22 protein-coding genes and 2 pseudogenes are annotated in these 23315 nt (G+C 57.0%); 13 read left to right on the top strand and 11 right to left on the bottom strand.

The features are described 5' to 3' along the window. The 3 genes from WFK85_RS00120 to WFK85_RS00110 are packed head-to-tail and all read right to left on the bottom strand — an operon-like array spanning position 1 to position 3120. The gene (locus WFK85_RS00120) at positions 1–2022 is read right to left on the bottom strand and encodes an FUSC family protein (RefSeq protein WP_008456459.1); all 2022 of its coding nucleotides are present in this window, start codon (positions 2020–2022) and stop codon (positions 1–3) included. Next, positions 2022–2879: an HlyD family secretion protein gene (locus tag WFK85_RS00115; protein ID WP_336709531.1), complete on the bottom strand. Its 858-nt coding sequence runs from the start codon at positions 2877–2879 to the stop codon at positions 2022–2024. The genes WFK85_RS00120 and WFK85_RS00115 overlap by 1 nt, the downstream gene beginning before the upstream one ends. Before the next feature lie 4 nt (positions 2880–2883). After that, positions 2884–3120, bottom strand: coding sequence for a DUF1656 domain-containing protein (locus WFK85_RS00110; RefSeq protein WP_008456455.1), 237 nt, complete (start codon positions 3118–3120; stop codon positions 2884–2886). Between the two features lie 176 nt (positions 3121–3296). On the opposite strand from WFK85_RS00110, the gene slyA reads away from it, so the two are divergent. The 8 genes and pseudogenes from slyA (at position 3297) to WFK85_RS00070 (ending at position 11504) form a co-directional block, all read left to right on the top strand. Then, on the top strand, positions 3297–3743 hold the full coding sequence (gene slyA, locus WFK85_RS00105; RefSeq protein ID WP_034808293.1) for a transcriptional regulator SlyA: 447 nt from the start codon (positions 3297–3299) through the stop codon (positions 3741–3743). 219 nt (positions 3744–3962) lie between these two features. Then, the gene (locus WFK85_RS00100) at positions 3963–4964 is read left to right on the top strand and encodes an LLM class flavin-dependent oxidoreductase (RefSeq protein ID WP_336709528.1); all 1002 of its coding nucleotides are present in this window, start codon (positions 3963–3965) and stop codon (positions 4962–4964) included. After that, positions 4961–6082 carry an amidohydrolase gene (locus tag WFK85_RS00095; protein WP_336709526.1) on the top strand — a complete coding sequence of 374 codons (1122 nt, stop codon included), beginning with the start codon at positions 4961–4963 and terminating at the stop codon, positions 6080–6082. Before WFK85_RS00100 ends, WFK85_RS00095 begins: the two co-directional genes overlap by 4 nt. A 47-nt stretch (positions 6083–6129) precedes the next feature. Then, positions 6130–8396 (top strand): annotated as a pseudogene (locus WFK85_RS00090) (NtaA/DmoA family FMN-dependent monooxygenase). A gap of 10 nt (positions 8397–8406) precedes the next feature. Continuing rightward, positions 8407–8916, top strand: a complete 510-nt coding sequence (locus WFK85_RS00085; RefSeq protein ID WP_166874724.1) for a GNAT family N-acetyltransferase — start codon at positions 8407–8409, stop codon at positions 8914–8916. A gap of 9 nt (positions 8917–8925) precedes the next feature. Beyond that, positions 8926–9852 carry an amino acid ABC transporter permease gene (locus WFK85_RS00080; protein WP_336709524.1) on the top strand — a complete coding sequence of 309 codons (927 nt, stop codon included), beginning with the start codon at positions 8926–8928 and terminating at the stop codon, positions 9850–9852. Further along, positions 9836–10609: an ATP-binding cassette domain-containing protein gene (locus WFK85_RS00075; RefSeq protein ID WP_166994137.1), complete on the top strand. Its 774-nt coding sequence runs from the start codon at positions 9836–9838 to the stop codon at positions 10607–10609. Before WFK85_RS00080 ends, WFK85_RS00075 begins: the two co-directional genes overlap by 17 nt. Position 10610: 1 nt before the next feature. Then, positions 10611–11504 carry a transporter substrate-binding domain-containing protein gene (locus WFK85_RS00070; protein WP_166994139.1) on the top strand — a complete coding sequence of 298 codons (894 nt, stop codon included), beginning with the start codon at positions 10611–10613 and terminating at the stop codon, positions 11502–11504. Positions 11505–11551: 47 nt separating this feature from the next. Here WFK85_RS00070 and WFK85_RS00065 read toward each other — a convergent pair whose 3' ends face one another. Continuing rightward, on the bottom strand, positions 11552–12016 hold the full coding sequence (locus WFK85_RS00065; RefSeq protein ID WP_008456437.1) for a glycine zipper 2TM domain-containing protein: 465 nt from the start codon (positions 12014–12016) through the stop codon (positions 11552–11554). Between the two features lie 291 nt (positions 12017–12307). Between WFK85_RS00065 and anmK the strand changes: the two genes are divergently transcribed. The 5 genes from anmK to pdxY all read left to right on the top strand — a co-directional run bounded on the left by anmK (position 12308) and on the right by pdxY (position 16914). Then, a complete protein-coding gene (gene anmK / locus WFK85_RS00060; protein WP_336709520.1) occupies positions 12308–13432 on the top strand; it encodes an anhydro-N-acetylmuramic acid kinase in 1125 nt (374 codons plus the stop codon). 91 nt (positions 13433–13523) lie between these two features. Further along, entirely contained in the window at positions 13524–13847 is a 324-nt protein-coding gene (gene mliC / locus WFK85_RS00055; RefSeq protein ID WP_008456434.1) for a C-type lysozyme inhibitor, read from the top strand. Positions 13848–13904: 57 nt separating this feature from the next. Further along, on the top strand, positions 13905–14561 hold the full coding sequence (pdxH, locus tag WFK85_RS00050; RefSeq protein ID WP_008456433.1) for a pyridoxamine 5'-phosphate oxidase: 657 nt from the start codon (positions 13905–13907) through the stop codon (positions 14559–14561). Between the two features lie 139 nt (positions 14562–14700). After that, the gene (gene tyrS, locus WFK85_RS00045; protein ID WP_008456432.1) at positions 14701–15975 is read left to right on the top strand and encodes a tyrosine--tRNA ligase; all 1275 of its coding nucleotides are present in this window, start codon (positions 14701–14703) and stop codon (positions 15973–15975) included. Between the two features lie 78 nt (positions 15976–16053). Further along, a complete protein-coding gene (gene pdxY, locus WFK85_RS00040; RefSeq protein ID WP_008456431.1) occupies positions 16054–16914 on the top strand; it encodes a pyridoxal kinase PdxY in 861 nt (286 codons plus the stop codon). A 171-nt stretch (positions 16915–17085) separates the two neighbouring features. Here the strand turns inward: pdxY and gstA are convergent, their stop codons facing one another. The 7 genes and pseudogenes from gstA to WFK85_RS00005 form a co-directional block, all read right to left on the bottom strand. Beyond that, a complete protein-coding gene (gene gstA, locus WFK85_RS00035) occupies positions 17086–17688 on the bottom strand; it encodes a glutathione transferase GstA (RefSeq protein ID WP_166874700.1) in 603 nt (200 codons plus the stop codon). A 109-nt stretch (positions 17689–17797) separates the two neighbouring features. After that, the gene (gene dtpA, locus WFK85_RS00030) at positions 17798–19303 is read right to left on the bottom strand and encodes a dipeptide/tripeptide permease DtpA (protein WP_336709516.1); all 1506 of its coding nucleotides are present in this window, start codon (positions 19301–19303) and stop codon (positions 17798–17800) included. Positions 19304–19910: 607 nt separating this feature from the next. Continuing rightward, entirely contained in the window at positions 19911–20546 is a 636-nt protein-coding gene (nth, locus tag WFK85_RS00025; RefSeq protein ID WP_008456428.1) for an endonuclease III, read from the bottom strand. Beyond that, entirely contained in the window at positions 20546–21235 is a 690-nt protein-coding gene (locus WFK85_RS00020; RefSeq protein ID WP_008456427.1) for an electron transport complex subunit E, read from the bottom strand. Before WFK85_RS00020 ends, nth begins: the two co-directional genes overlap by 1 nt. Then, entirely contained in the window at positions 21232–21858 is a 627-nt protein-coding gene (gene rsxG / locus WFK85_RS00015; protein WP_336709513.1) for an electron transport complex subunit RsxG, read from the bottom strand. The genes WFK85_RS00020 and rsxG overlap by 4 nt, the downstream gene beginning before the upstream one ends. A 9-nt stretch (positions 21859–21867) precedes the next feature. Then, positions 21868–22920 carry an electron transport complex subunit RsxD gene (gene rsxD / locus WFK85_RS00010; protein ID WP_008456425.1) on the bottom strand — a complete coding sequence of 351 codons (1053 nt, stop codon included), beginning with the start codon at positions 22918–22920 and terminating at the stop codon, positions 21868–21870. Then, positions 22921–23315, bottom strand: a pseudogene (locus tag WFK85_RS00005) (electron transport complex subunit RsxC); the annotation flags it as partial.

Here is a 23315-nt window from a genome sequence, read left to right as displayed (position 1 = left end):
TTACTGACCGCCTGCCAGGGTTCCGGCAGGCGGTGCCTGTTCCAGCTGGGACAGCGAGCAGTAAAGCCGCCAGATAATCCCCGCCAGTTCCCGCGCCGCCGGGTCGTGATGATGCGACAGCGTGTCGCACATTCTTTGCAGTTCTTTCAGTGATTCCGCCAGCGGCCTTTGCAGTACACCCCGTTCACTCATCACATCCCGCAGCGTGTGCAGGCAAACGTCCCTGACCATCGACAGCGGGTCGGAGCGTGTTTCCCAGCCGCGCAGCTGCCAGACTACGTGCGAGCAGTTGAGCAGCACCACGCCCCAGCGCAGAAGCCAGCGGCGGGCCGCCTCTTCTTTGCTACTGCTAAGCTGGCTGATGTGGTGGTACACCAGCGATTCAAACTGACTCTCGCTGTGCTGCGGTTTGCGGCTGAGCTGGTCGATAAACCCGCGCCGCAGCGCCCGGATATGGCGGCGGCTCCTGCGGGTGTCGGAGCTGGGGCGCAGTACCGAAAAAGCCAGCCATGAAATGCCCACGCCGAGGACTTTGGCGAGGTTGTCATTCATAAACCCGGCAAAGTCGTACACCGGCGGGTTGCTAACCGACAGAAACGATCCCATAAAGACAATGAGCTGCCCCCAAAGCGCGGCGCGCTTTGCCTGCTGGAGTTTCAGTAACTGCATGGTGAGCAGCAGCGGCAGCAGAAAAATAAGGAACTGCCACAGCTGGGTGACCTGAATCATCAGGCCAAATTTCACCAGGAAACTGAACAGCGACAGCCAAAGCAGGGTCCGCATCAGCAGCGTGAGCGAGCCGAGCGGTGAGGCGACCGAAGAGTAGAGCACACAGCTAATGGCGGCGAGGGACAGCGCGCCGCCGCCGGACTCCCACTGGGTACCGATGCACCAGGCGCCGGTCAGGACGATCGTTGCAAAAGTGCGCACGGCGCTCCACAGCGCTTCGGCATTGTCGGTATGGCGCGCCAGCGGCGGGGCTTCGGGCGGCGTAATTACCGACACCGGCGTGGCGTTTTCCAGCTCTCTTAGCCAGCGGCTGCTGTTGAGATAGAGCCAGCAGAAATAGCGCAGGCGGTGCCAGAATGCCTGATGGCGATAATCGTCCTGAGAATGAGGGGCGATGTGTTGCAGCAGCCGGGCAACGGTGTATTTATCGGCGTTGGGCTTGGCCAGCTCCCGCAGCAGGCTGTCCAGCACCGACCAGATATTGGCGGGTGCCTCCGGCCAGTTGAGCAGCATCCGACGCAGGCTGGATATCACGCTGGTCAGGCGCAATTGCTGGTGAAGCAGGTAGTTCAGCAGGTTGTTCTGGCGGCGGAAGCGATAGTGGCTCCAGAAGGCCTGAATGCGCAGCAGATTCATGGTCAGGATCTGGCCGATAATCCCTTCATGCGCGGTGCGAATGGCGTCGGTGGTTTCCGGCTGCCAGAGCAGACTGGCGTGTTCGAGCAGCCGGGCGTGCATGTTTTTCAGGGCGCTAACCAGAGCGCTGCCGTCCGAGGTGCTGGGCAGCACCATCATCATAAAGCCGCCGCACAATATCCCGACCACCACCTCGCACACGCGTGCCTGGGCGATATCCCACAGCTCCGTTGATTCCACGGTATTGATCATCGGGAAGGCAATAATGGCGGCGGTGTACCCGGCGAGCATGAAGGCGTAGGCCACGTTATTCTGAAAATGGCTGGAGGCCCAGGTACAAAGCGCCAGCCAGCTTGCCATGGCGAAGGTGAACAGCCAGGGATCGTTCAGCGCGTTGCCGGCAATCATTAACGAGGCTGCCGCGCCGATAAAACTGCCCGCAATCCGCCCCAGACTTTTGCTTATCACGCCGCCAACGGTGGGGAAGCTCACCACGGCGGCGGAGGTCATTGCCCAATAAGGCTCATCCAGATTCAGGCCGTAGGCAATGGCCAGCGCCATGCCCATGGCAATAGCGTTACGCAGCGCATAGCGCCATTGCCCGCCGGTGGCTTTTCCCCACGGCGTGTTATGCCACGCCAGAAAACTGAGATTCATCAGGGCTGAACGCTAACGGTGCAGGTGGTGCCTGACACCAGCGTCACGCCATCAGGAATGGCATCCAGGCTAATGCGCACCGGCACGCGCTGCGCAAGGCGAACCCACGGCACGTTCGGCTTAATGTCCGGGACCAGGTCGCTGTCGCTTTCGATGCTTTGGTCGTAGATCGCGCGGCCAATACTTTCTACTTTGCCGCTCAGCTTTTGGTTGCCGTTGTACAGCACGATCTGCACGGCATTACCCGGCTGAATGCGGCGCAGCTTGGTCTCTTCGAAATAGCCCACCACGTAAAACGAGTGGCTGTCCACCAGCGCGAAGACCGGCTTGCCTTCGCTGGCGTAGTTCCCGACGCGGGAGGTCAGGTTGGTGACCCAGCCGTCTACCGGGGCAGTGACTGTGGTTTGCGAAAGCTGCCACTGCGCCTGCTCCAGCGTGGCCCGGGCGACTTTCACTGCCGCCTGCATCGCTTTAACGTTAATGTTGGCGGTGTCCATGTCTTCGGCAGAAATATAGTTGCGCGGCAGATTCTGGCGGCGGTTCGCCTCGTTGCTGGCTTTGGCCAGATCGGACTGGGCCTTCGCCAGCTGCGCCTCGGCGTTTAGCACCGCAATGTGGTAAGGCGTGGCGTCGAGGGTGAACAACGGAGTGCCTTTACTCACAAACTGGTTGTCTTTTACGTTCAGGGTCACGATGGTGCCGGACACCTGCGGCGTGATGCTCACCTGTTCGGCGCGCACTTTGCTGTCCCGCGTCCAGGGCGACTGCATGTAATAGTTCCATAACAGCCAGCCTGCCAGCAGCGCGGCGGCAAAAACGATGAGGGTGGAAAAATATTTTATTGTTTTGATATTCATTGCGTTACCACATCACCAAAAGAGCCATGCCGGCGCTGACGGACAGCGCGAAAAGGGATAAGTCCATTAACGTGGGATGCCAGATTTCGCCGGAATAAATCCAGTCGCGCAGCAAACGGTGGACGATCAGCCAGATAAAAAAGCCGACAAACACGGCCTTAAACAGCGGAGGGAAGTAGACCGATGCCCCGACCACAAGATCCTGAAGCGGGAAACCGGACGGGCTAAAAGTGAGACTCACGTAGTGATAATCCTTTAAAAAACGGGGGTGGCTGCCGTTTCCCCTCACTTAGATGTAGAATAAAAGTATAGCTGGTTGCATAACTTCAGTGAAAGTAAGGGATTTGTTTTTAACAATTAATGCCTGCACAATAGTCTAAAATCAGTATAATAAGTTAGCAAGCTAATTATAAGGAGATGAAATTGGAATCGCCATCGCCATTAGGTTCGGATCTGGCCCGCCTGGTACGCATCTGGCGTGCGCTGATTGACCATCGCCTGAAACCTCTGGAATTGACACAGACACACTGGGTAACGCTGCATAATATTCATCAGCTGCCGCCAGATCAGTCACAGATTCAGTTGGCTAAAGCGATCGGCATTGAGCAGCCATCACTGGTTCGTACGCTCGATCAACTCGAAGAGAAAGGGTTAATCTCACGCAAAACCTGTGCAAACGACCGCCGGGCAAAACGGATTAAATTGACCGAGCAGGCCGCGCCTATCATTGAAAAGATGGAAGGCGTAATAAACGAAACGCGGGGAGAAATCCTGTCGGGTATTACTCGCGAAGAGCAGGCGCTGTTAAGCAGCCTGATTAATCGGCTTGAGCAAAATATTATTGAACTGCAGGCCCGGGATTAATCTCCCCGGTTGAACCCAAGCCTCGCTGCTTATCCAGCGGGGCTTTTTTTTACCTGACGATCCCTTACCCGCAAAAATATTCGCCCGGTAGCAAAGAGTTGGGCAGGCGTGTGAGTTTGTTTATCTCTATTTCAGAAGTCTAAATGTAAATTAATTGTTTCTCACCGCAGTCTCCCGCTTTTAATAATGCAGGCATGTTTTTAACAATGAGCCTGCATTATGTCTTATCGCATCAGTATCCTGGATAAAAGCCCGCTTGCGCCCAACGACAGCGCGACGGATGCCCTGGCCCGTACGCTGCATCTCGCGCAGCAGGCAGAGACCTGGGGTTATCACCGCTTTTGGCTGGCCGAGCACCACAACACGCCCCAGCTTGCCAGCCCTTCGCCGGAAGTGCTGATTGCCTGGATTGCCGGGCAGACGCGCCGCATTCGCGTGGGCTCCGGCGGCGTGATGCTTCAGCATTACAGCCCTTACAAAGTGGCCGAAAACTTCAATCTGCTGTCGTCCCTTGCGCCTGGCCGCATCGATCTCGGCGTCGGTAAAGCGCCGGGGGGCTTGCCGCTCTCGACGCAGGCACTGCAGCACGGGCAATCTCCGTCGGTAAAAGGCAGCTTTGATGAACAGCTCACGCAGCTCGACGACTGGCTCTCGCGACGTGAACCCGCGACGGACGAAAGCGTTCGCGCCACGCCGCTACCGGCCCAGCGCCCGGAAGGTTTTTTATTAGGCGCCAGCCTGCAAAGCGCCAGGCTGGCGGCCAGCCTGGACTGGAACTTTGTTTTTGCCGCCCATTTAAACGGCGATAAAACACTGCTGCGCGACGTAGTGACTGACTGGAAAAAGAACAGCCGCCGCGATGTGCTGGTGGCCGTACAGGCTATCGTGGCACGGGATGCAGGCCGCGCGGAAGAGCTTGCCCGACAGGTGGAAATCTGGGGCGTGGAGCTTGAAAACGGCCAGCGCGTGAGCGTGGCAAGCGAAGAGCAGGCCCACAGCTTTGCCCGCCAGTCCGGCAGCACGCTGCGAAGCCTGACGCGAAGAGAACCTTCGCTGTTCAAAGGCACGCCTGAAGCGGTGCGGGAAGCGCTGCAGGCGCTGCACGAAGAGTACGGCATTGATGAATTTATTATTGATACGCCGGTGGCAGAAGGAGCAGAACGTCTGGCTTCGCTGCAGCTGCTGGCCGAGGCCCATGCGGCTGCGGAGGTGGCTGTATGACGTTTGCTCAGCAACTGATCGACTGGCGTCGCGAGCTGCACCGGTTCCCGGAATTATCCCTTGAAGAAGTGGCAACCACCTCGCGCATCCGCGACTGGCTGCAAAGCGCGGGTATCCGCCTGCTGCCGTATTCGCTACACACCGGCGTAGTGGCGGAAATTGGCGAAGGCGAGAACGCGATTGCGCTGCGGGCTGATATCGACGCGCTGCCCATTGAAGAAGCCAGCGGCGTGGCCTTTAGTTCGCAGAATCCAGGGGTAATGCACGCCTGCGGGCATGACGTTCACAGCAGCGTGATGCTGGGCGCGGCGCTGTTGCTTAAACAGAACGAAGCGCAGCTTAACGGCCGGGTTCGCATCCTGTTTCAGCCCGCAGAGGAGCGTTTTGGTGGGGCCAGCACGCTGGTCAAGGCCGGCGTGCTGGAGGGGATCTCCGCCATTTTTGGCATGCACAATGAGCCAGGCCTGCCTGTCGGGGCGTTTGCCACACGCGGCGGCCCGTTCTATGCCAACGTTGACCGGCTGGTCATTCAGGTGCGGGGCAAAGGCGCGCATGCGGCGCGCCCGCATGAAGGCAAAGACGCGATATTGCTTGCCAGCCAATTAGTTACCCTGCTGCAAAGTATCACCAGCCGGGAGGTCAACACGCTGGATTCAGCCGTATTGAGTATTACCCGTATTGCGGGCGGTAACACCTGGAACGTGCTGCCGGAAAGCGTTGAACTGGAAGGTACGCTGCGCACCCACAGCGCCAGCGTGCGAGAGGCGGTTAAAGCTCGCGTTATTGAGATTGCGGCTGGTCTTGCCAGCGCCTTTGGGGCGGAAATTGACGTCACCTGGCATTTGGGGCCTGACGCGCTGGTTAACGATGAGCGCTGGGCAGCCTTTGCCAGTGAAGTTGCCGCCGCGGAAGGTTACGCCACGCATCATGCCGATCTGCATCTGGGCGGCGAGGATTTTGCGGTTTATCTCCAGCATATTCCCGGCGCGTTTGTCAGCATCGGCAGCGACAGCCGCTATGGGCTTCATCATCCGGCCTTCGATCCCGATGAAAGACTGATTGAACCCGCAGCCCGTTATTTCGCCCGGTTAGCCCAATCGGCGCTACAACAACTTTAACTCTAATCAGCGACGGCGGATTTTAACGTTCCGCATAAGGATAAGGCATGTCTGCAACACGACAATTAAGACTGGGTACGATATTACATGGCGCGTCGGGAAATATGTCGGCCTGGCGCCATCCTGCTGCGGTAGCCGATGCCAGTATTAATTTTGAGTTCGTCAAACAAACGGCATTCAAGGCGGAAGAGGGGAAGCTGGATTTTATCTTTGTGGCCGACGGACTTTATATTAACGAAAAATCTATCCCGCACTTTTTAAATCGCTTTGAGCCGCTGACGGTATTATCTGCCCTGGCGAGCGTGACGAAGCATTTGGGCCTGGTGGGGACATTGTCGACGTCGTACAGCGACCCTTTTACCACGGCGCGCCAGTTTGCGAGTCTCGATCATCTGAGCAACGGCCGCGCCGGCTGGAACGTGGTCACGTCTCCGCTGGAAGGATCGGCTAAAAACTTCTCCAGAACCCAGCATCCTGAACACGCGCTGCGCTATCGCATCGCCGATGAATACCTGGACGTCGTAAAAGGGCTCTGGGATTCATGGGAAGAAGATGCTTTTGTGCGCAATAAAGAAAGCGGGCAGTTCTTCGCCCCTGAAAAGCTGCACGCGCTCAATCATCAGGGGGATTTCTTCCAGGTCGCGGGGCCGCTGAACATTGGCCGCACGCCGCAGGGCAGACCAATTTTGTTCCAGGCCGGCGCCTCGGAAGACGGCAAAAAGCTGGCGGCAAAACATGCCGATGCCATTTTTACTCACCATGAATCGCTCGATGAGGCAAAAGCCTTTTACCGGGATGTGAAAAACCAGCTGGAAGGGCAAGGCCGTGGGGCTGACTCGCTGCACATCTTCCAGGGCGTGAGCGTCATCGTTGGCACGGATGCCGAAGACGCTGAACGGCAGTACCAAACCACCGCCGCGCTGGTCTCCGTCAGCGATGCCCTGAATTACCTGGGCCGCTATTTCGAACACCATGACTTTAGCCAGTACCCGCTGGATGAGCCTTTTCCCGATATCGGCGATCTGGGCCAGAACAGCTTCCGCAGCACCACCGATGAGATCAAACGCAACGCCCGGGAGCGCGGGTTAACCCTGCGCCAGGTCGCGCTTGAAGCCGCCAGCCCAAGGCCGCGTTTTTCCGGTTCGCCGGAACAGGTGGCGGACGGCCTGCAACAGTGGTTTGACGAGCGAGCTGCAGACGGATTCATCATTCAGGGCGGCACCCCGGACACCTTCCCGCGTTTTGTGGAGCAGGTTGTGCCGGTCCTTCAGGCGCGCGGCCTGTTCCGCACCGAATATCCCGGCATCACGCTGCGCGAAAGCTTTGACCTTGCGCAACCCGAAAATCGCTACGGCAAATAAAACAAATAAAGAGAAAAACGATGCAAAAAACATCCCTGCTGCTGGCGATTGCGCTGGCGTGGACGCCGCTTACCTGGGCGAACGACGTGACCATCAACGGCACCGGCGTCAGCCTGGAAGCCAACAAAGCGCCGATCAATACCGCTAAAAATCCGCAGGCCATCGCGCAGCTGCCTAAAGATTATCGATTTGCCGTTCCCGGTAAATTTACCGTGGCAGTGGCGGCGCTCAATTCGCCGCCGCTGACGGTTTTTTCTGATGACAATAAAACCCTGCTAGGCAGCGAAGTCGACATTGCCCGCCTGGTTGCCGACAGTCTGGGACTAGAGCTGAACGTGGTCCCGACCTCCTGGGAGGACTGGCCGCTCGGCGTAGCTTCCGGGAAATATGATGCCGCGATCAGCAATATTACCGTCACCAAAGATCGCAAAGAGAAGTTCGATTTTGCCACCTACCGCAAAGACTCGCTGGGCTTTTATGTGAAGTCCAGCAGCCCGATTAAATCGCTCACCCACGCGGAAGATATCGCCGGGTTGCGCATCGTCGTTGGGTCCGGCACCAATCAAGAAGCGATCCTGCTGGCGTGGAATGCGGAAAACGAGAAAAAAGGGCTGAAGCCGTTTACGCCGGTGTACACCAAAGACGATGCCGCGCTCACGCTGGCGCTGCAGTCCGGGCGAGCCGATGCCTGGTTTGGGCCTAATGTCACCGGGGCATGGAAAGCGGCGCTGACCGGTAAAACAAAGCTGGTGGGCAGCGTGGACGGCGGCTGGCCAAAAGCGGCACACATTGCGGTGACGCTGAAAAAAGGCAGTGGCCTGGTGGAACCGGTGCAGACGGCGCTCAACGGCGCGATTCAACAGGGCGACTACGACAAAGTTTTAAAGCGCTGGGGCGAAGGCGTGGAGCGTATTCCAGCCTCGGAAGTTAACCCCGCCGGTTTAGGCGATTGAGGAGGCGTATATGAGCGAATATTTTCGCGTTTTGTCCCCGGAAGCGCCGGAGCTGCAGCCAATCATTAGCGGCCTGTTTGGCGAGTACGCCGCCCGCTACGGGGATTTTTTCTCCCGTGATGCCGAAGTGGAGCTGACCGAATGGTATCTGCCGCCGCAGGGCATTTTTATCGTGCTGGAGCGCGAGGGTGAAATTATTGCCACTGGGGCCTACAAGCCCTACGACCAGCAAACCGCCGAGATCAAACGTATCTGGACGAAAAGTACGCTGCGCAAGCAGGGCCTGGCCGGACGAGTGGTTCGCGAACTGGAGAGACTGGCCCTTCAGGCTGGCTACAGCCGCATCTACCTCACCACTGGCTTTCGTCAACCGGAGGCCGTCAGGCTTTATCTGAGCGAGGGCTACGATCCGCAGTTCAGCCTGGAGGTTGACCCCGAAACGTTCAGCCTGCCGCCCTACGACGGGCGGCTACGGTTCACCAAAATCTTAGCGCTGGAAAGCCTGAGTAAAACGGCCTGAGGAGTGACGATGAAAACGTCTGAAACCATTAAAGTGGTGCCCGCGCGTTACCCGTTGCGCACCGTGGGGGCAGTGATTGCGCTGTTTGTGCTCGCGGTGGTGGTGCAATCCGTCGCGTTTAACCCTCGCTGGGAATGGGGCGTTTTTGCCCACTGGTTTTTTGATCCGGTCATTCTGGAGGGATTGGGGCAAACGCTGTTGTTAACGCTGCTGGGCACGGCGCTGAGCGTGGTGCTCGGGGGCTTACTCGCGCTGGCAAGGCTCTCTTCTTCCTGGCTGTTGAGCAGCCTGGCCTGGAGTTACATCTGGCTGTTTCGCTCCCTGCCGCTGATTGTCGTGCTGATCGTGCTCTACAACTTCTCCTACCTGTACGACACGCTGTCGATTGGGGTGCCTTTCACCAGCATCGTCTGGGGCAGCTACGACACGATTAACGTGCTGGGGCAGTTTTCGACGGCAGTAGTGGGGCTGACGCTGGTGCAAAGCGCCTACACCGCAGAGATTGTTAGAGGTGGTTTTCTGGGGGTGGATCACGGGCAATACGAAGCCGCCGCAGCGTTAGGTTTGCCCGCGTGGCGGCGTACCGTGCGGATTATTTTGCCGCAGGCGCTGCGCACGATCCTGCCCGCCGGGTTCAACGAAATCATCAGCCTCGCTAAAGGCACGGCGATGGTTTACGTGCTGGCGATGCCGGAGCTGTTTTACACCATCCAGATGATCTACAACCGCACGCAGCAGGTGATCCCGCTGCTGATGGTGGCGGCCGTCTGGTATCTGGTGATCACCAGCGTACTGTCGGTGATTCAGTACCTGGTTGAACGCTCGCTGGCCCGCAGCGAACGCCGCTCCGCCATCAACCAAACGCGCACCGCCCGCAGCGCTGCGCCGTCCACAGCCCCCGTTGCCCAGGAGCCGGTCCATGCCAACCTCTCATAACGGCCATATTTCCATTACCGGCGTCAGCAAATATTTCGGTCGCCATAAGGCGCTGGATGATGTTTCGCTTGAGATCCCGCCTGGTACGGTGACGGTGATCCTCGGGCCATCCGGATCCGGTAAATCTACGCTGTTGCGCACCATCAACCACCTTGAGCGGGTGGACGAAGGCTACATCCAGATTGACGGCGATTACATTGGGTACCGTCTGAAAGGGGACAAACTGTACGAGCTGAAAGAAAAGGAGATCCTGCGCCAGCGGGCCAACGTGGGCTATGTCTTTCAGAACTTCAATCTGTTTCCCCACATGACGGTGCTGGAGAACCTGATTGAAGCACCGGTGGCTCATAAACAGCTGAGCCGCAAAGAGGCGATTGAGCGTGCGTATGATCTGCTGGACATCGTCGGGCTGCGCAATAAAGCCGATGCCTGGTCGCGGCACTTATCCGGCGGGCAGCAGCAGCGTATTGCCATTGCCCGCGCGCTGGCACTGAGCCCACGGGTGATGCTGTTTGATGAGCCAACGTCAGCGCTTGACCCTGAGCTGGTCGGCGAAGTGCTGGACGTGATTAAAAGACTGGCCCGTTCGGGCACGACGCTTGTAGTCGTCACGCATGAAATCGGCTTTGCACGGGAAGTGGCCGATCAGGTGGTGTTTATGGTCGACGGCAAAATTGTCGAGCAGGGAAGCAGCGACGAAGTGCTGAATCGCCCGCAGCACCCGCGCACCCGTCAATTTTTATCGAAGGTGCTGTGAGATGAAATATGGCTTTATCGCGCTGTTGATCTCTTTTTCCGCTTTGTCCGCGCAGACGAATATTGACCTTGTTGCCAATGAAAAGCCTTTGAGCGTGGCGCGGGATGAAAAGGCGATTGCCAAAATCCCCGCAGGCTACAGGTTTGTCGAGCCCGGTACATTAACGGTGGCGATCTCCGCGCTTAACTCTCCGCCGCTGGCGCTGCTGGCCAGCGATAACCGCACGCGCATAGGCAGCGACCCGGACATAGCCCGCCTGCTGGCCGGTAGCCTTGGCCTGAAACTGAAGCTGGTGCCGACCGCGTGGGAAGACTGGCCGCTGGGCATCACCTCCGGGCGCTATGATGTGGCGCTGGTAAACATTGCCGTGACGGAGCAGCGGAAAGAGAAATTTGATTTTGCCACCTATCGCGTGGACTCGCTCTCTTTTGCGGTGAAGGCCAGCAGCCCGATTCAGTCTATCGCTAAGGCAGAAGATCTCGCCGGGCGGAAGGTTATCGTCGGGTCAGGTACAAATCAGGAGCGTATTTTGCTAGGCTGGAATGCAGAAAACGAAGGTGCCGGGCGCGAGCCCGCCTTGCCTGTGTATGTGACCGACGATGCCTCCGCCAACCTTTATATTCAGTCTGGCCGGGCCGACGTATTTTTTGGACCGCAGTCAATCACCGCCTATAAAGCCGCGTTAACCGGCACTACGCGTGTGGTTGGGCTGGGGCCGAAAAAGGCCTATGTGGCGACGACAACGAAAAAGGGCAACGGGCTGGTGTACGCGCTGCAGGCGGCGCTGGATGGCGCTATTCAGCGGGGAGAGTATCAGCAGGTGCTTGCGCGGTGGGGGGAGCAGGGGGAAGAAGTTGCCCAGTCGGAGGTGAATCCGCCCGGCATTACTTACTAACAGAAAAGGCCCGCTATGCGGGCCTTAATTCATTTGGCGATGTTGTCTTAGCGAGGAGCAACGGTGATGTTGTTGCCGCTGCCGGAGATGGCTACACGCTGGCCAACGGAGTAACGGGTGTCACCCTGTTTCTGCACGGCGATGATGGTCTGGCCGTCATCTTTACGGATTTCCAGCTCAACGCCTTTGCTGTTGCCCATTGCGCCGCCGACGGCATCACCCGCCAGGCCACCGGCTACGGCGCCGCCTGCGGTGGCCAGAGTACGTCCGGTGCCACCGCCGACGGTGTTACCCAACAGGCCACCCAGTACCGCACCGCCGATAGCCCCGATAGTGCTATTGCTGTCGCTGCCTTTGATGGTCACCGCGCGAACGTGGGTAATGGTCCCGTAGGTCACGGTTCTTACCTGTTTAGCTTCAGACGCGTTGTACACATCGCCGGACAGCCCTTCGTTGGCGCAGCCAGCAAGGGTGAAAGCAACCAGTGAAACTGCCAAAATACGTGAAATCATTTGTACCTCTCCTGTGAACCATCAACGCTCGGTGAGCATCCGTTATGACTAAATTATATGGCAATTCCTGGCCATAGTTCATGTTTGTTCTACAACAATCCTGTAAAAATAGTAAATCAAATGTCTTTAACAACAATTAAACCGCCGCGCTGTGCGAGTTTGGCTTAAATGCCGTACTGCTTTCTGCCGCGACTGACACAGATTATTAATTAATATTATTAATAAATCATAATATTGCGTGCTAGTTTAACCACATTAATTTACCGCCCCGGCGAGAATAAGGAGTGACGGATGAAGTCAGGTCGTTATATAGGCGTGATGTCAGGCACCAGTCTGGATGGTATCGATGTGGTGCTGGCTGCTATCGACGAACATCTGGTCGTTCAGCAGGCGAGCTACAGCCACCCGATGCCGCTGGCCATCAAAAACGCGGTTCTTGCCGTTTGCCAGGGGCAGCAACTCACGCTGTCCCAGCTAGGCCAGTTGGACAACCGGCTGGGTAAATTGTTCGCCGAGGCGGTGCAAATCCTTATTAAGCGCGAAGGGCTGCGGCCTGAAGACGTCACGGCCATTGGCTGCCACGGGCAAACGGTGTGGCATGAGCCGCAGGGCGAGGCCGCCCACACTATGCAAATTGGCGACAACAACCATATTGCCGCGCTGACCGGTATTACCGTCGTCGGTGATTTTCGCCGCCGCGATATGGCGCTTGGCGGGCAGGGCGCGCCGCTGGTGCCGGCGTTTCACCAAGCGTTGCTCGCTCATCCGGTTGAGCGCCGAATGGTGCTCAACATCGGCGGCATTGCCAACCTCTCTTTGCTGATCCCAGACCAGCCGGTCAGAGGCTACGACACCGGGCCCGGTAATATGCTGATGGATGCGTGGATCTGGCGGCAGCGTGGAAAAGGCTATGACAAAGACGCCGAATGGGCGAGCCAGGGCAAAGTCGTTCTTCCTTTGTTGCAGCAAATGCTGAGCGATCCTTACTTCGCCTCACCTGCGCCCAAAAGTACGGGCCGCGAATACTTTAACTATGGCTGGCTTGAGCGCCAGCTTGCGATGTTCCCGGCGCTTGCCGGAGAAGATGTGCAGGCCACGCTGACTGAGCTGACGGCGACAACCATCGCCGAGCAGGTACTCCTGAGCGGCGGCTGTGAACGACTCATGGTGTGCGGCGGAGGCAGCCGTAACCCGCTTCTGATGGCGCGCCTCGCTGCGCTGCTGCCGGGTACGGAAGTGACGACGACCGATGAAGCCGGGATAAGCGGGGACGATATGGAAGCGCTGGCGTTTGCCTGGCTGGCCTACCGAACAATGTCCGGCCTGCCGGGCAACCTGCCTTCGGTAACCGGTGCCTCTGAGCCGACCATCCTCGGTGCCATTTATCCTGCTAATCCGCGTCATAATAAGAGTTAACTGAAATTATCTTCATCCCGCAGCCGCTAAACTGCTAGCGTTAAGGAGGGCGCATGCCCTCCAGGGATAACAAGATCTTCAGGATACTCAGATGAAAAAACTGCTCGTTGCCACCGTGCCACTGCTGCTCGCCGGCTGTAGTTACTACAACGCTTTTCTCGAAAAAATGCATACCGATACGCTGGCGTATCAGTGCGATGAAAAACCGCTCACCGTGAAGCTGAATAACGACAAACAGCAGGTTAGCTTTGTCTACGATAACCAGATGCTGAACCTGACGCAGGGGCTTTCCGCGTCCGGCGCACGTTATACCGACGGCGTGTACGTCTTTTGGTCGAAGGGCGACAGCGCAACCGTCTATCGCAAAGACACAATCGTGCTGAATAATTGCCAGCTACAGACGGCCAAACGTTGAGATTTCTCAGGGTGGAGAGCACAATAGCTCCACCCGAGGATAGCCTGATGTAACGCCATGTCTGATAACGACTCTTTGCAACAGATTGCGCATTTGCGCCGCGAATACACCAAAGGTGGCCTGCGCCGCCACGATCTCACCGACACCCCGCTGCCGCTTTTTGAACGCTGGCTGGCTCAGGCCTGCGAAGCCAAACTTGCCGACCCGACTGCCATGGTCGTGGCCACGGTTGACGAAAACGGCCAGCCGTATCAACGCATCGTCCTGCTAAAGCATTTTGATGAAAAAGGGCTGGTGTTTTACACCAACCTGGGCTCCCGCAAGGCGCACCACATCGAACACAACCCCCGCGTTAGCCTGCATTTCCCGTGGCATATGCTGGAGCGCCAGGTGATGGTGCAGGGCACCGCCGAGCGGTTATCCACCCTCGAAGTGTTGAAATACTTCCACAGCCGCCCGAAGGACAGCCAGATAGGCGCCTGGGTATCGAAGCAATCGAGCCGCATATCCGCGCGCGGCGTGCTGGAAAGCAAATTCCTCGAGCTGAAACAGAAGTTTCAGCAGGGGGAAGTGCCGCTGCCGAGTTTTTGGGGCGGCTACCGCGTCAGCATCGACCAGATGGAGTTCTGGCAGGGGGGCGAACACCGTCTGCACGATCGCTTTCTCTACCAGCGCGACGGAACTGCCTGGAAAATAGACCGCCTCGCGCCGTAAAGTCAGGATTTTCACCTTTAGCGCTGGTGCTAACTGCACCAGCCCTTTATTCTATGTGCCCTCAAAATGAATTCTTTCGCCAGTGGGCGAAAAGCCGTGTACCGGCAAAGGTGCAGTCGTATTAGAGATGGAGAATTTGATGTCGAACATCAATTTGATCAAACAATTGCAAGAGCGGGGCCTGGTGGCCCAGGTGACGGATGAGGATGCGTTAGCAGAGCGACTGGCGCAAGGGCCAATTGCACTCTATTGCGGCTTCGATCCGACCGCCGACAGCTTGCATTTGGGCCATCTGGTTCCACTGCTGTGCCTGAAACGCTTTCAGGAAGCAGGCCATAAGCCGGTTGCCCTCGTGGGCGGCGCCACCGGTCTTATCGGCGACCCAAGCTTCAAAGCCGTTGAGCGTAAGCTGAACACCGAAGATACCGTGCAGGAGTGGGTGGAAAAAATCCGCCGTCAGGTTGCGCCGTTCCTCGACTTTAACTGCGGGGATAATTCTGCCGTCGCCGCAAACAACTACGACTGGTTCGGCAGCATGAACGTGTTGACCTTCCTGCGTGATATCGGCAAGCACTTCTCTGTTAACCAGATGATTAACAAAGAAGCGGTAAAACAGCGTCTGAACCGCGACGACGTGGGGATCTCTTTCACCGAGTTCTCTTACAACCTGCTGCAGGGTTACGACTTCGCCTGCCTGAACAAACTGCACGGCGTGGTGCTGCAGATTGGCGGTTCTGACCAGTGGGGCAACATCACCTCCGGTATCGATCTGACCCGCCGTCTGCATCAGCAGCAGGCTTTCGGCCTGACCGTGCCGCTGATCACTAAATCCGACGGCACCAAATTCGGTAAAACCGAAGGCGGCGCGGTCTGGCTTGATCCGAAGAAAACCAGCCCGTACAAGTTCTACCAGTTCTGGATCAACACCGCGGATGCCGATGTGTATCGCTTCCTGAAGTTCTTCACCTTTATGGACATTGCAGAGATCAATGCCCTGGAAGAAGAAGACAAAAACAGCGGGGCTGCACCTCGCGCCCAGTACGTGCTGGCCGAGCAGGTCACCCGTCTGGTGCACGGTGAAGAAGGTCTGACCGCGGCCAAGCGCATTACTGCCAGCCTGTTTAACGGCAACCTGAGTGAACTGAGCGAAGCCGACTTTGAGCAGCTGGCTCAGGACGGCGTGCCGATGGTCGAAATGGATCGCGGTGCCGACCTGCAACAGGCGTTGGTGGATTCCGAGCTGCAGCCATCCCGTGGCCAGGCGCGTAAAACCATCTCGCAGAACGCAATCACCATCAACGGTGAAAAACAGTCTGACCCGGAATACTCCTTCACCGAAGGCGACATCCTGTTTAACCGTTACACCCTGCTGCGCCGCGGTAAAAAGAACTACTGCCTCGTCTGCTGGAAATAAGTTATCGGAACAGAAAAGCACGGCTTATGCCGTGCTTTTTTTTAGCAAGCACAACACCTGGCGATACCTGAGTCGAAAATGAAAAACATTCTTGCCATCCAGTCCCACGTGGTATTTGGTCACGCCGGTAACAGCGCCGCCGAATTCCCGATGCGCCGCCTGGGCGCCAACGTCTGGCCGTTGAACACGGTGCAGTTCTCCAACCACACGCAATACGGGCAATGGACCGGCACGGTGATGCCCGCCAGCCACCTGAGCGAGATTGTGCAGGGGATTGCGAATATCGGCCAACTGGAGCGCTGTGATGCGGTTCTGAGCGGATATCTGGGCTCGGCTGAGCAGGGCGAACATATTCTTTCCATTGTGCGTCAGGTAAAAGCGGCTAACCCGAAGGCAAAATACTTCTGTGACCCGGTGATGGGTCACCCGGAGAAAGGCTGTATCGTGGCGCCTGGCGTGGCGGAATACCACACGCGCTACGCCATGCCTGCCAGCGATATCATCGCGCCGAACCTGATTGAGCTGGAAATTCTCAGCGGCCACAGCGTAAACAACGTGGACGAAGCCGTGGCGACGGCCCGGGAGCTGATTGCTCAAGGGCCGGAAATTGTGCTGGTGAAGCACCTGGCGCGCGCAGGCTACCAGCAGGATCGTTTTGAAATGCTGCTGGTGACGGCGGACGAAGCCTGGCACATCCATCGCCCGCTGGTGGATTTTGGCGAGCGCCAGCCGGTTGGCGTGGGTGACGTGACCAGCGGCCTGCTGCTGGTTAAGCTGCTGCAGGGGGCAACGCTGCGTGAAGCGCTGGAGCACGTTACGGCGGCGGTGTACGACATTATGGTCGTCACCAAACGCATGGCCGAGTACGAACTGCAGCTGGTCGCGGCTCAGGACGGGATTGCCAAACCCGAACACTATTTCACCGCGGTGAAGCTCTGAAATAAAAAACGCCCTCAGCAGAGGGCGTTTAGTTTCTGACAAAGAGGAAAAAAACGTGGTTTTTCCCTCTTTGTAGTTATCAGCCGAAAATCAATGAATTGATTTTCCTATTCTTTTACCGAACTGACTGGTATCACTTCTCTCGCCGACGTTTTGCTATCCAGACCTGATTTAAATCCCTTCGGCGGTCAGCGCCGCAGACACAGCCGGGCGCGCCTTCATGCGCTCAACGTAGGCTTCGATGTTTGTCAGCCCGGCCAGATCCAGCTTCAGGCCATAGGCCCAGCGCAGCACGGTAAACAGGTAGGCGTCCACCACGGTGAAGCGGGTCCCCATCAGCCACTGCTTATCCTGCAGCGACTCGTTCACATAGTGGAATTTCTTCTCCATCTGCTTGCGAACCACGGCCTTGAACTCTTCAGGGGTTGCCGGGTTGAACAGCGGAGAAAAGCCTTTATGCAGCTCGGTTGCCACATAGTTCAGCCACTCCAGCGTGTGGTAGCGAGTCATGCTGCCTGCTGGGGCCAGCAGATGGCGATCGGGCACTTTATCCGCCAGGTATTGCACGATAGCCACGCCCTCGGTCAGCAGAGAGCCGTCATCCAGTACCAGAGCGGGCACCTGTCCTTTGGGGTTAATGGCGAGAAAATCGTCACCGTTTTCGGTGCGCTTGGTCGCGAGGTCAACTTTCACCAGCGAAAAGTCCAGGCCAGATTCACGCAGGATAATGTGTGGGGAGAGGGAACAGGCACCGGGCTTGAAATACAGTTTCATGACGAACTCCTTTAGGGCGCTAAGATAACTTATGTTAGTGCGGACACCGGGAAAAAAAAAGCCGCCAGCTGTGAGGCCGGCGGCTAAATAATCATTTTTCCTGGAGAAATTACGCGGTAGCGGTTTCGTTAACCTTTTCGGCTTTGTCTTCGCTCAGCGTCATGCGGTTCAGCTTCGGCGCGGTCAGCAGCATCAGCACGGCAATCACGCCGGTGACGATACCGATCTGCATGAAGACACGACCGTACACTTCCAGAGACTGCAGCGGGTCAGTCACGTTTTCCGGCACCGCCATTAGGCCTGCAACTTTACCGGCGATGATTGCTGCACCCGCAGTCGTCAGGAACCAGCTGCCCATGATGAAGCCCATCAGGCGCTGTGGTACCAGCTGTGCCACCATTGCGAGGCCCAGGCCGGAGATCATCAGCTCACCAATACTCTGCAGCGCATAGCTCAGAATCAGCCAGTTTACGGACACAATACCCGCTTCGTTAGCGAACTTCGCGCCAACCGGCAGAACCAGGAAGGCGAAGGAGCACAGCACCATCCCGATTGCGAACTTGTGCGGCATCGGCAGGCGGTCGCCCATTTTGTTGTAGATAGCGGCGAGAATCGGGCTACCGATCATGATCCAGAACGGGTTCAGCGCTTGGAACTGCTCGGCTTCGAAAGTGATGCCCAGAATTTCGTGGCCCACGTTGCGAATAGCGAAGAAGTTCAGGGAGGTTGGCATCTGGCTGTAAAGCACGAAGAAGACGATAGCTTCAACCATCAGGATGAAGGCCACGATCATCTTGCGGCGAGCCGCGCCTTTCATCGCAAAAGCTTCTTTCGCGAAGATAATAACGATACCCAGTGCAACGAAGCCCAGCACGGCGCGAGCAATGCCCTGGTTGTGCAGCAGCCAGGTTGCCACGGCAATAAGCACTACAACGCCTGCGATGGTTGCCATCAGCTTACCGAAGTGCACCGGTGCGAAGTCAGGCTTGGAACCATAGTTCTTCACCCACCTCTTACAGAAGATGAAGTTCACCAGCGTAATCAGCATGCCCACGAAGCTCAGGGAGAACGCGGTGCTCCAGCCATACTGCGCCGCAAGCCATGGGGTGGCGAGCATAGAGAAGAAGGAGCCGATGTTGATGGACATGTAGTACATGGTGAATGCACCGTCCAGACGCGGGTCGTCTTTCTCATAGCAGGTTGACAGCAGCGCGGAAGGGTTAGCCTTGAACAGGCCGTTACCTACGGCGATGGTCGCCATCCCGATATACACCACGCTCACGTCGTGGCCGGAGTAGGCCACAAGGGCGTAACCGATAGCCAGTACGACGGTACCAAGCATGATAACGCGTTTGGTGCCGAGGACTTTATCGCCCAGCCAGCCGCCAATCGCGACCAGGCCATAAACAAGGGCGCTAAAGGAGGAGAACAGCGTGATGGAGTCCGCTTCGGACATGCCCAGCATTTTGACCAGGTAAACGGCCATGATGCCTTGCAGGCCGTAATAGCCGAAACGCTCCCAGAGTTCGATAGAGAAAATCAGGTAGAACGATTTAGGTTGCTTAAAGGCGTTTAGACTAACGCTTTCTGCTGGTTCTTTGTTTGCAGTCGACACATATACCTCTTTTTTTACATCCCGCTTTAATTAAGGGGCTTACTTATGTCTTACCGCATGGGTAAGCATTTTTCTTGTTATTAGGAAGGAAAAACGGGGGGTAATGTTCACTATCCAGGGGTTGCAGGCAAGGGGTTTGTAATATTCTGTTACATATATCCATGGCAAGATAATACGCCATCAGGTGAATTGTTATTCAGCGTTAAATTTTACCAATTCATTTATTAACGATTTTTTGTCTTTTTTCAAAGCGATTTTTTAACATTATAGTTATATATTCTGCTTATGAAGCTGTGATGCAGTGTTAATGACCACTATATTCAATATGTCTGGCCTATTGTATGGCCGTAGATCCATTATTGCTAACGATAGCAAGGCGTTAGTGGTGATTTCGTTACCTTTACGCAACCTCAGGTTATCAAAGTGATGCAGATCACAAATTTATAGAAATTTCTTATCGCAAACAAACGATTAACCTGGTGAGCCGATTATTGAGCGGACAATATAAAATCATCCCGCGTTATTTCCGGCATAAAAGTGTGCAAAAAGGGCGTTTATAAGGCAGGGAAGTACAGAGGAAGCCCGAGGCTGGCCCCGGGCGAGGCGATCAGGCGTCAACCTTCTCTTTAAATTCGCAGAGATCTTCGATAATGCATGAGCCACAGCGCGGCTTGCGCGCGATGCAGGTATAGCGGCCATGGAGGATCAGCCAGTGATGGCAGTCGACCTTAAATTCTGCCGGAACCACCTTCAGCAGTTTTTCCTCTACCTGCTCGACGTTTTTCCCGGCAGCAAACTGAGTGCGGTTACACACCCGGAAGATATGGGTATCGACGGCAATCGTTGGCCAGCCGAAGGCCGTGTTCAGCACGACGTTGGCAGTTTTACGGCCTACGCCCGGCAGCGCCTCAAGCGCCGCCCGGTCCTCAGGGACTTCGCCACCGTGCAGGTCAAGCAGCATGCGGCAGGTTTTGATCACATTCTCCGCTTTGCTGTTAAACAGGCCGATGGTTTTGATGTACTCCTTTACGCCGTCTACCCCAAGCGCCAGCATCGTCGCCGGGGTATTGGCGACAGGGTACAGCTTTGCCGTCGCCTTGTTGACGCTGACGTCGGTGGCCTGAGCGGACAGCAGAACCGCAATCAGCAGCTCAAAAGGGCTGCTGAAATTGAGTTCGGTTGTCGGATGAGGATTGTTGTCTCTCAGGCGGGTGAGGATCTCAACGCGCTTGCTGTTATTCATTAAGCCTTCTCTGCATTGCCTGCTACGGCGGCGGCGCTTTCGCGGGCGCGACGTGCCTTCATTTTTTCATCAATGAGGTATTTTATCGCCAACAGCATACCGAGGCCAATAAAGGCGCCCGGCGGCAGCATGGCGAGCAGGAAAGGCGTGTCGGTATGGAAGACTTCAATGCGCAGCACTTTCGCCCAGTTGCCAAGCAGGCCGTCCGCGCCGTCAAACAGGGTGCCGTTACCAATAATCTCGCGAATCGAGCCTAAAACAAACATTGCGCTGGTCGCGCCCAGCCCGGTGGCAAACCCATCCAGCGCGGCATAAGGCACGCTGGCTTTTGCCGCGTAGGCTTCGGCTCGCCCGACGACGATACAGTTGGTGACGATGAGCGGGATAAAGATCCCCAGCGACTGGTAGAGCCCAAATGCATAAGCGTTGATCAGCATCTGCACGATACTGACCACCGAGGCGATGATCAGCACGTACACCGGAATACGAATCTCAGCGGGCACCCAGCGGCGAAGGGCGGAAATTGTCCCGTTGGTCAGCGTCAGTACCAGCGTGGTTGCCAGCCCAAGCCCGAGGGCGTTGGTGGCGGTGGAGGTGACGGCCAGCAGCGGGCAAAGGCCCAGCAGCTGAACCAGCGCCGAGTTATTTTTCCACAGCCCGTTTACCAGGACGCGTTTTGTTTCGCTCATTGTTGTTCTCCACAGGCCGGCAATTCGTTGAGCTGCGCGGGCAGGGTTTCTGCAAACAGGCCAGCGCGCTTAACGGCATTGACTACCGCGCGCGGGGTAATGGTTGCCCCGGTAAACTGCGTGAACTGCCCGCCGTCTTTTTGGACCGCCCAGCTCGGGTCATTGCTGCCCTGAATGCGTTTGTTAGCAAAGTGGGTGATCCAGTCGCTGAGACGCAGTTCTATTTTATCCCCAAGCCCCGGCGTTTCGTGGTGTTCGGTCACGCGGGTGCCGAGGATGGTGCCGTTAAAATCGGCGGCAACCAGAATCTGTATAGCACCAGAATAGCCGTCCGGCGCGGTGGCTTCCATGACAACGGCAACGGGCTTATCGCCTTTACGCGCCACATAAATATGTCGGGCGCCTTTGCCGAGCGAGGAGTCCTTCACCACCAGGCAGCTGTCCTGAATAGGGTTATCGTAGACGTCATCGGCAATCACCTGATCAAATAACATTTTTTGCTGCAGCGCCGATTGCTGGGCAATTGTCGGTTTGGTGAGTTCGTTGACCAGCGCCGTCAGCCCGGTAAACAGAGCGGCAAACAGCGCCAGGGCTACGCCATGCTTTTGCATTGTTTTAAACATAGCGTCTCCTTAGCGGTGGCCGTACGCGCGAGGGCGGGTGTAGTAGTCGATCAGCGGCACGGTAATATTACCTAGCAGCACGGCGAACGCCACGCCGTCTGGGTAGCCGCCGTAAGTGCGAATCAGCCAGACCAGCAGGCCAACCAGCGCCCCGAAAATCAGTCGTCCACGGTTGGTCGTTGAGGCGGTGACCGGGTCAGTCAGGATAAAGAACGCGCCGAGCATGGTCGCACCGGAGAACAGATGCACCATCGGCGACAGGCATTTTTCCGGGGCAATAACCCAGCCGAGCGTGGAGCAGACGACCAAAGCCACCAGGAAGCCCGCCGGGATATGCCAGCGAATGGTGCCGCGCCACAGCAGGAACAGACCGCCCGCCAGATAAGCCAGGTTAACCCACTGCCAGCCGAGGCCCGCCAGTGCGCCGCCATAGATTGGCGCACTCAGAAGTTGCTCTGCGGAGTGCCCCGCGTGCAGACCGGTTTTGAAGGTGTCCAGCGGCGTGGCCTGGCTGATGCCGTCCACGCCCATGCGCAGCGTATCCATGGTACCGCCGGTGGCGGTTGCGCCGTGGAAAATCACCTGCAGGCTGTCAACAAAACCCGGTACGCTGGCGGCAATGGATTGCGGCGGCAGCCAGGAAGTCATCTGCACCGGGAAAGCAATCAGCAGCACAACGTAGCCAATCATCGCCGGGTTAAACGGGTTATTGCCAAGGCCGCCATAGAGCTGCTTGGCAATGATGATGGCAAACACCATCCCGACAACCACCATCCACCATGGCGCGAGAGGCGGAATACTGATCCCCAGCAACAGGCCGGTGAGCAACGCCGAGTTATCGGCAAGGTGGTTTTGTACGGATTTTTTGCGCAGACGTAGCACCAGCGCTTCGGCGACCATAGCGCTGACGATCCCCAGTACAACCTGAATCAGCGTTCCCCAGCCAAACCAATACCACTGCATCGCGATGCCGGGCAGGGCTGCGAGACAAACCAGCATCATAATCCGCGCGGTGCTGCGCTGATTATGGGTAAACGGGGAGCTTGCGATTTTAAAAACCATTTATTCCTCTGGAGACATCTGAGCGGCTTTACGCGCCTGAACGCGGGCAATTGCCGCAGCCACTGCAGCTTTGCGTGGATCTTGTTCTTCTTGTGGGGCTGATTGTTCGCTTTCCGCTTTCTGCGCCGCTTTGCGAGCCTTGGCTCGGGCAATGGCAGCTTCAACGGCGGCCTTACGCGGGTCAACGGCTTCTGGCTCAACGACAGCTGGCTCAGGGCTTTCTGCGTTTTGCGCCGCTTTGCGAGCCTTGGCTCGGGCAATGGCGGCCTCAACGGCGGCCTTACGCGGGTCAACGGCTTCTGGCTCAACGACAGCTGGCTCAGGGCTTTCTGCGTTTTGCGCCGCTTTGCGAGCCTTGGCTCGGGCAATGGCGGCCTCAACGGCGGCCTTACGCG

It is taken from the genome of Cedecea sp. VD22 (genome assembly GCF_037150195.1).
GTDB lineage: Bacteria > Pseudomonadota > Gammaproteobacteria > Enterobacterales > Enterobacteriaceae > Cedecea.
This window is presented reverse-complemented; position numbering and strand designations above follow the sequence as displayed.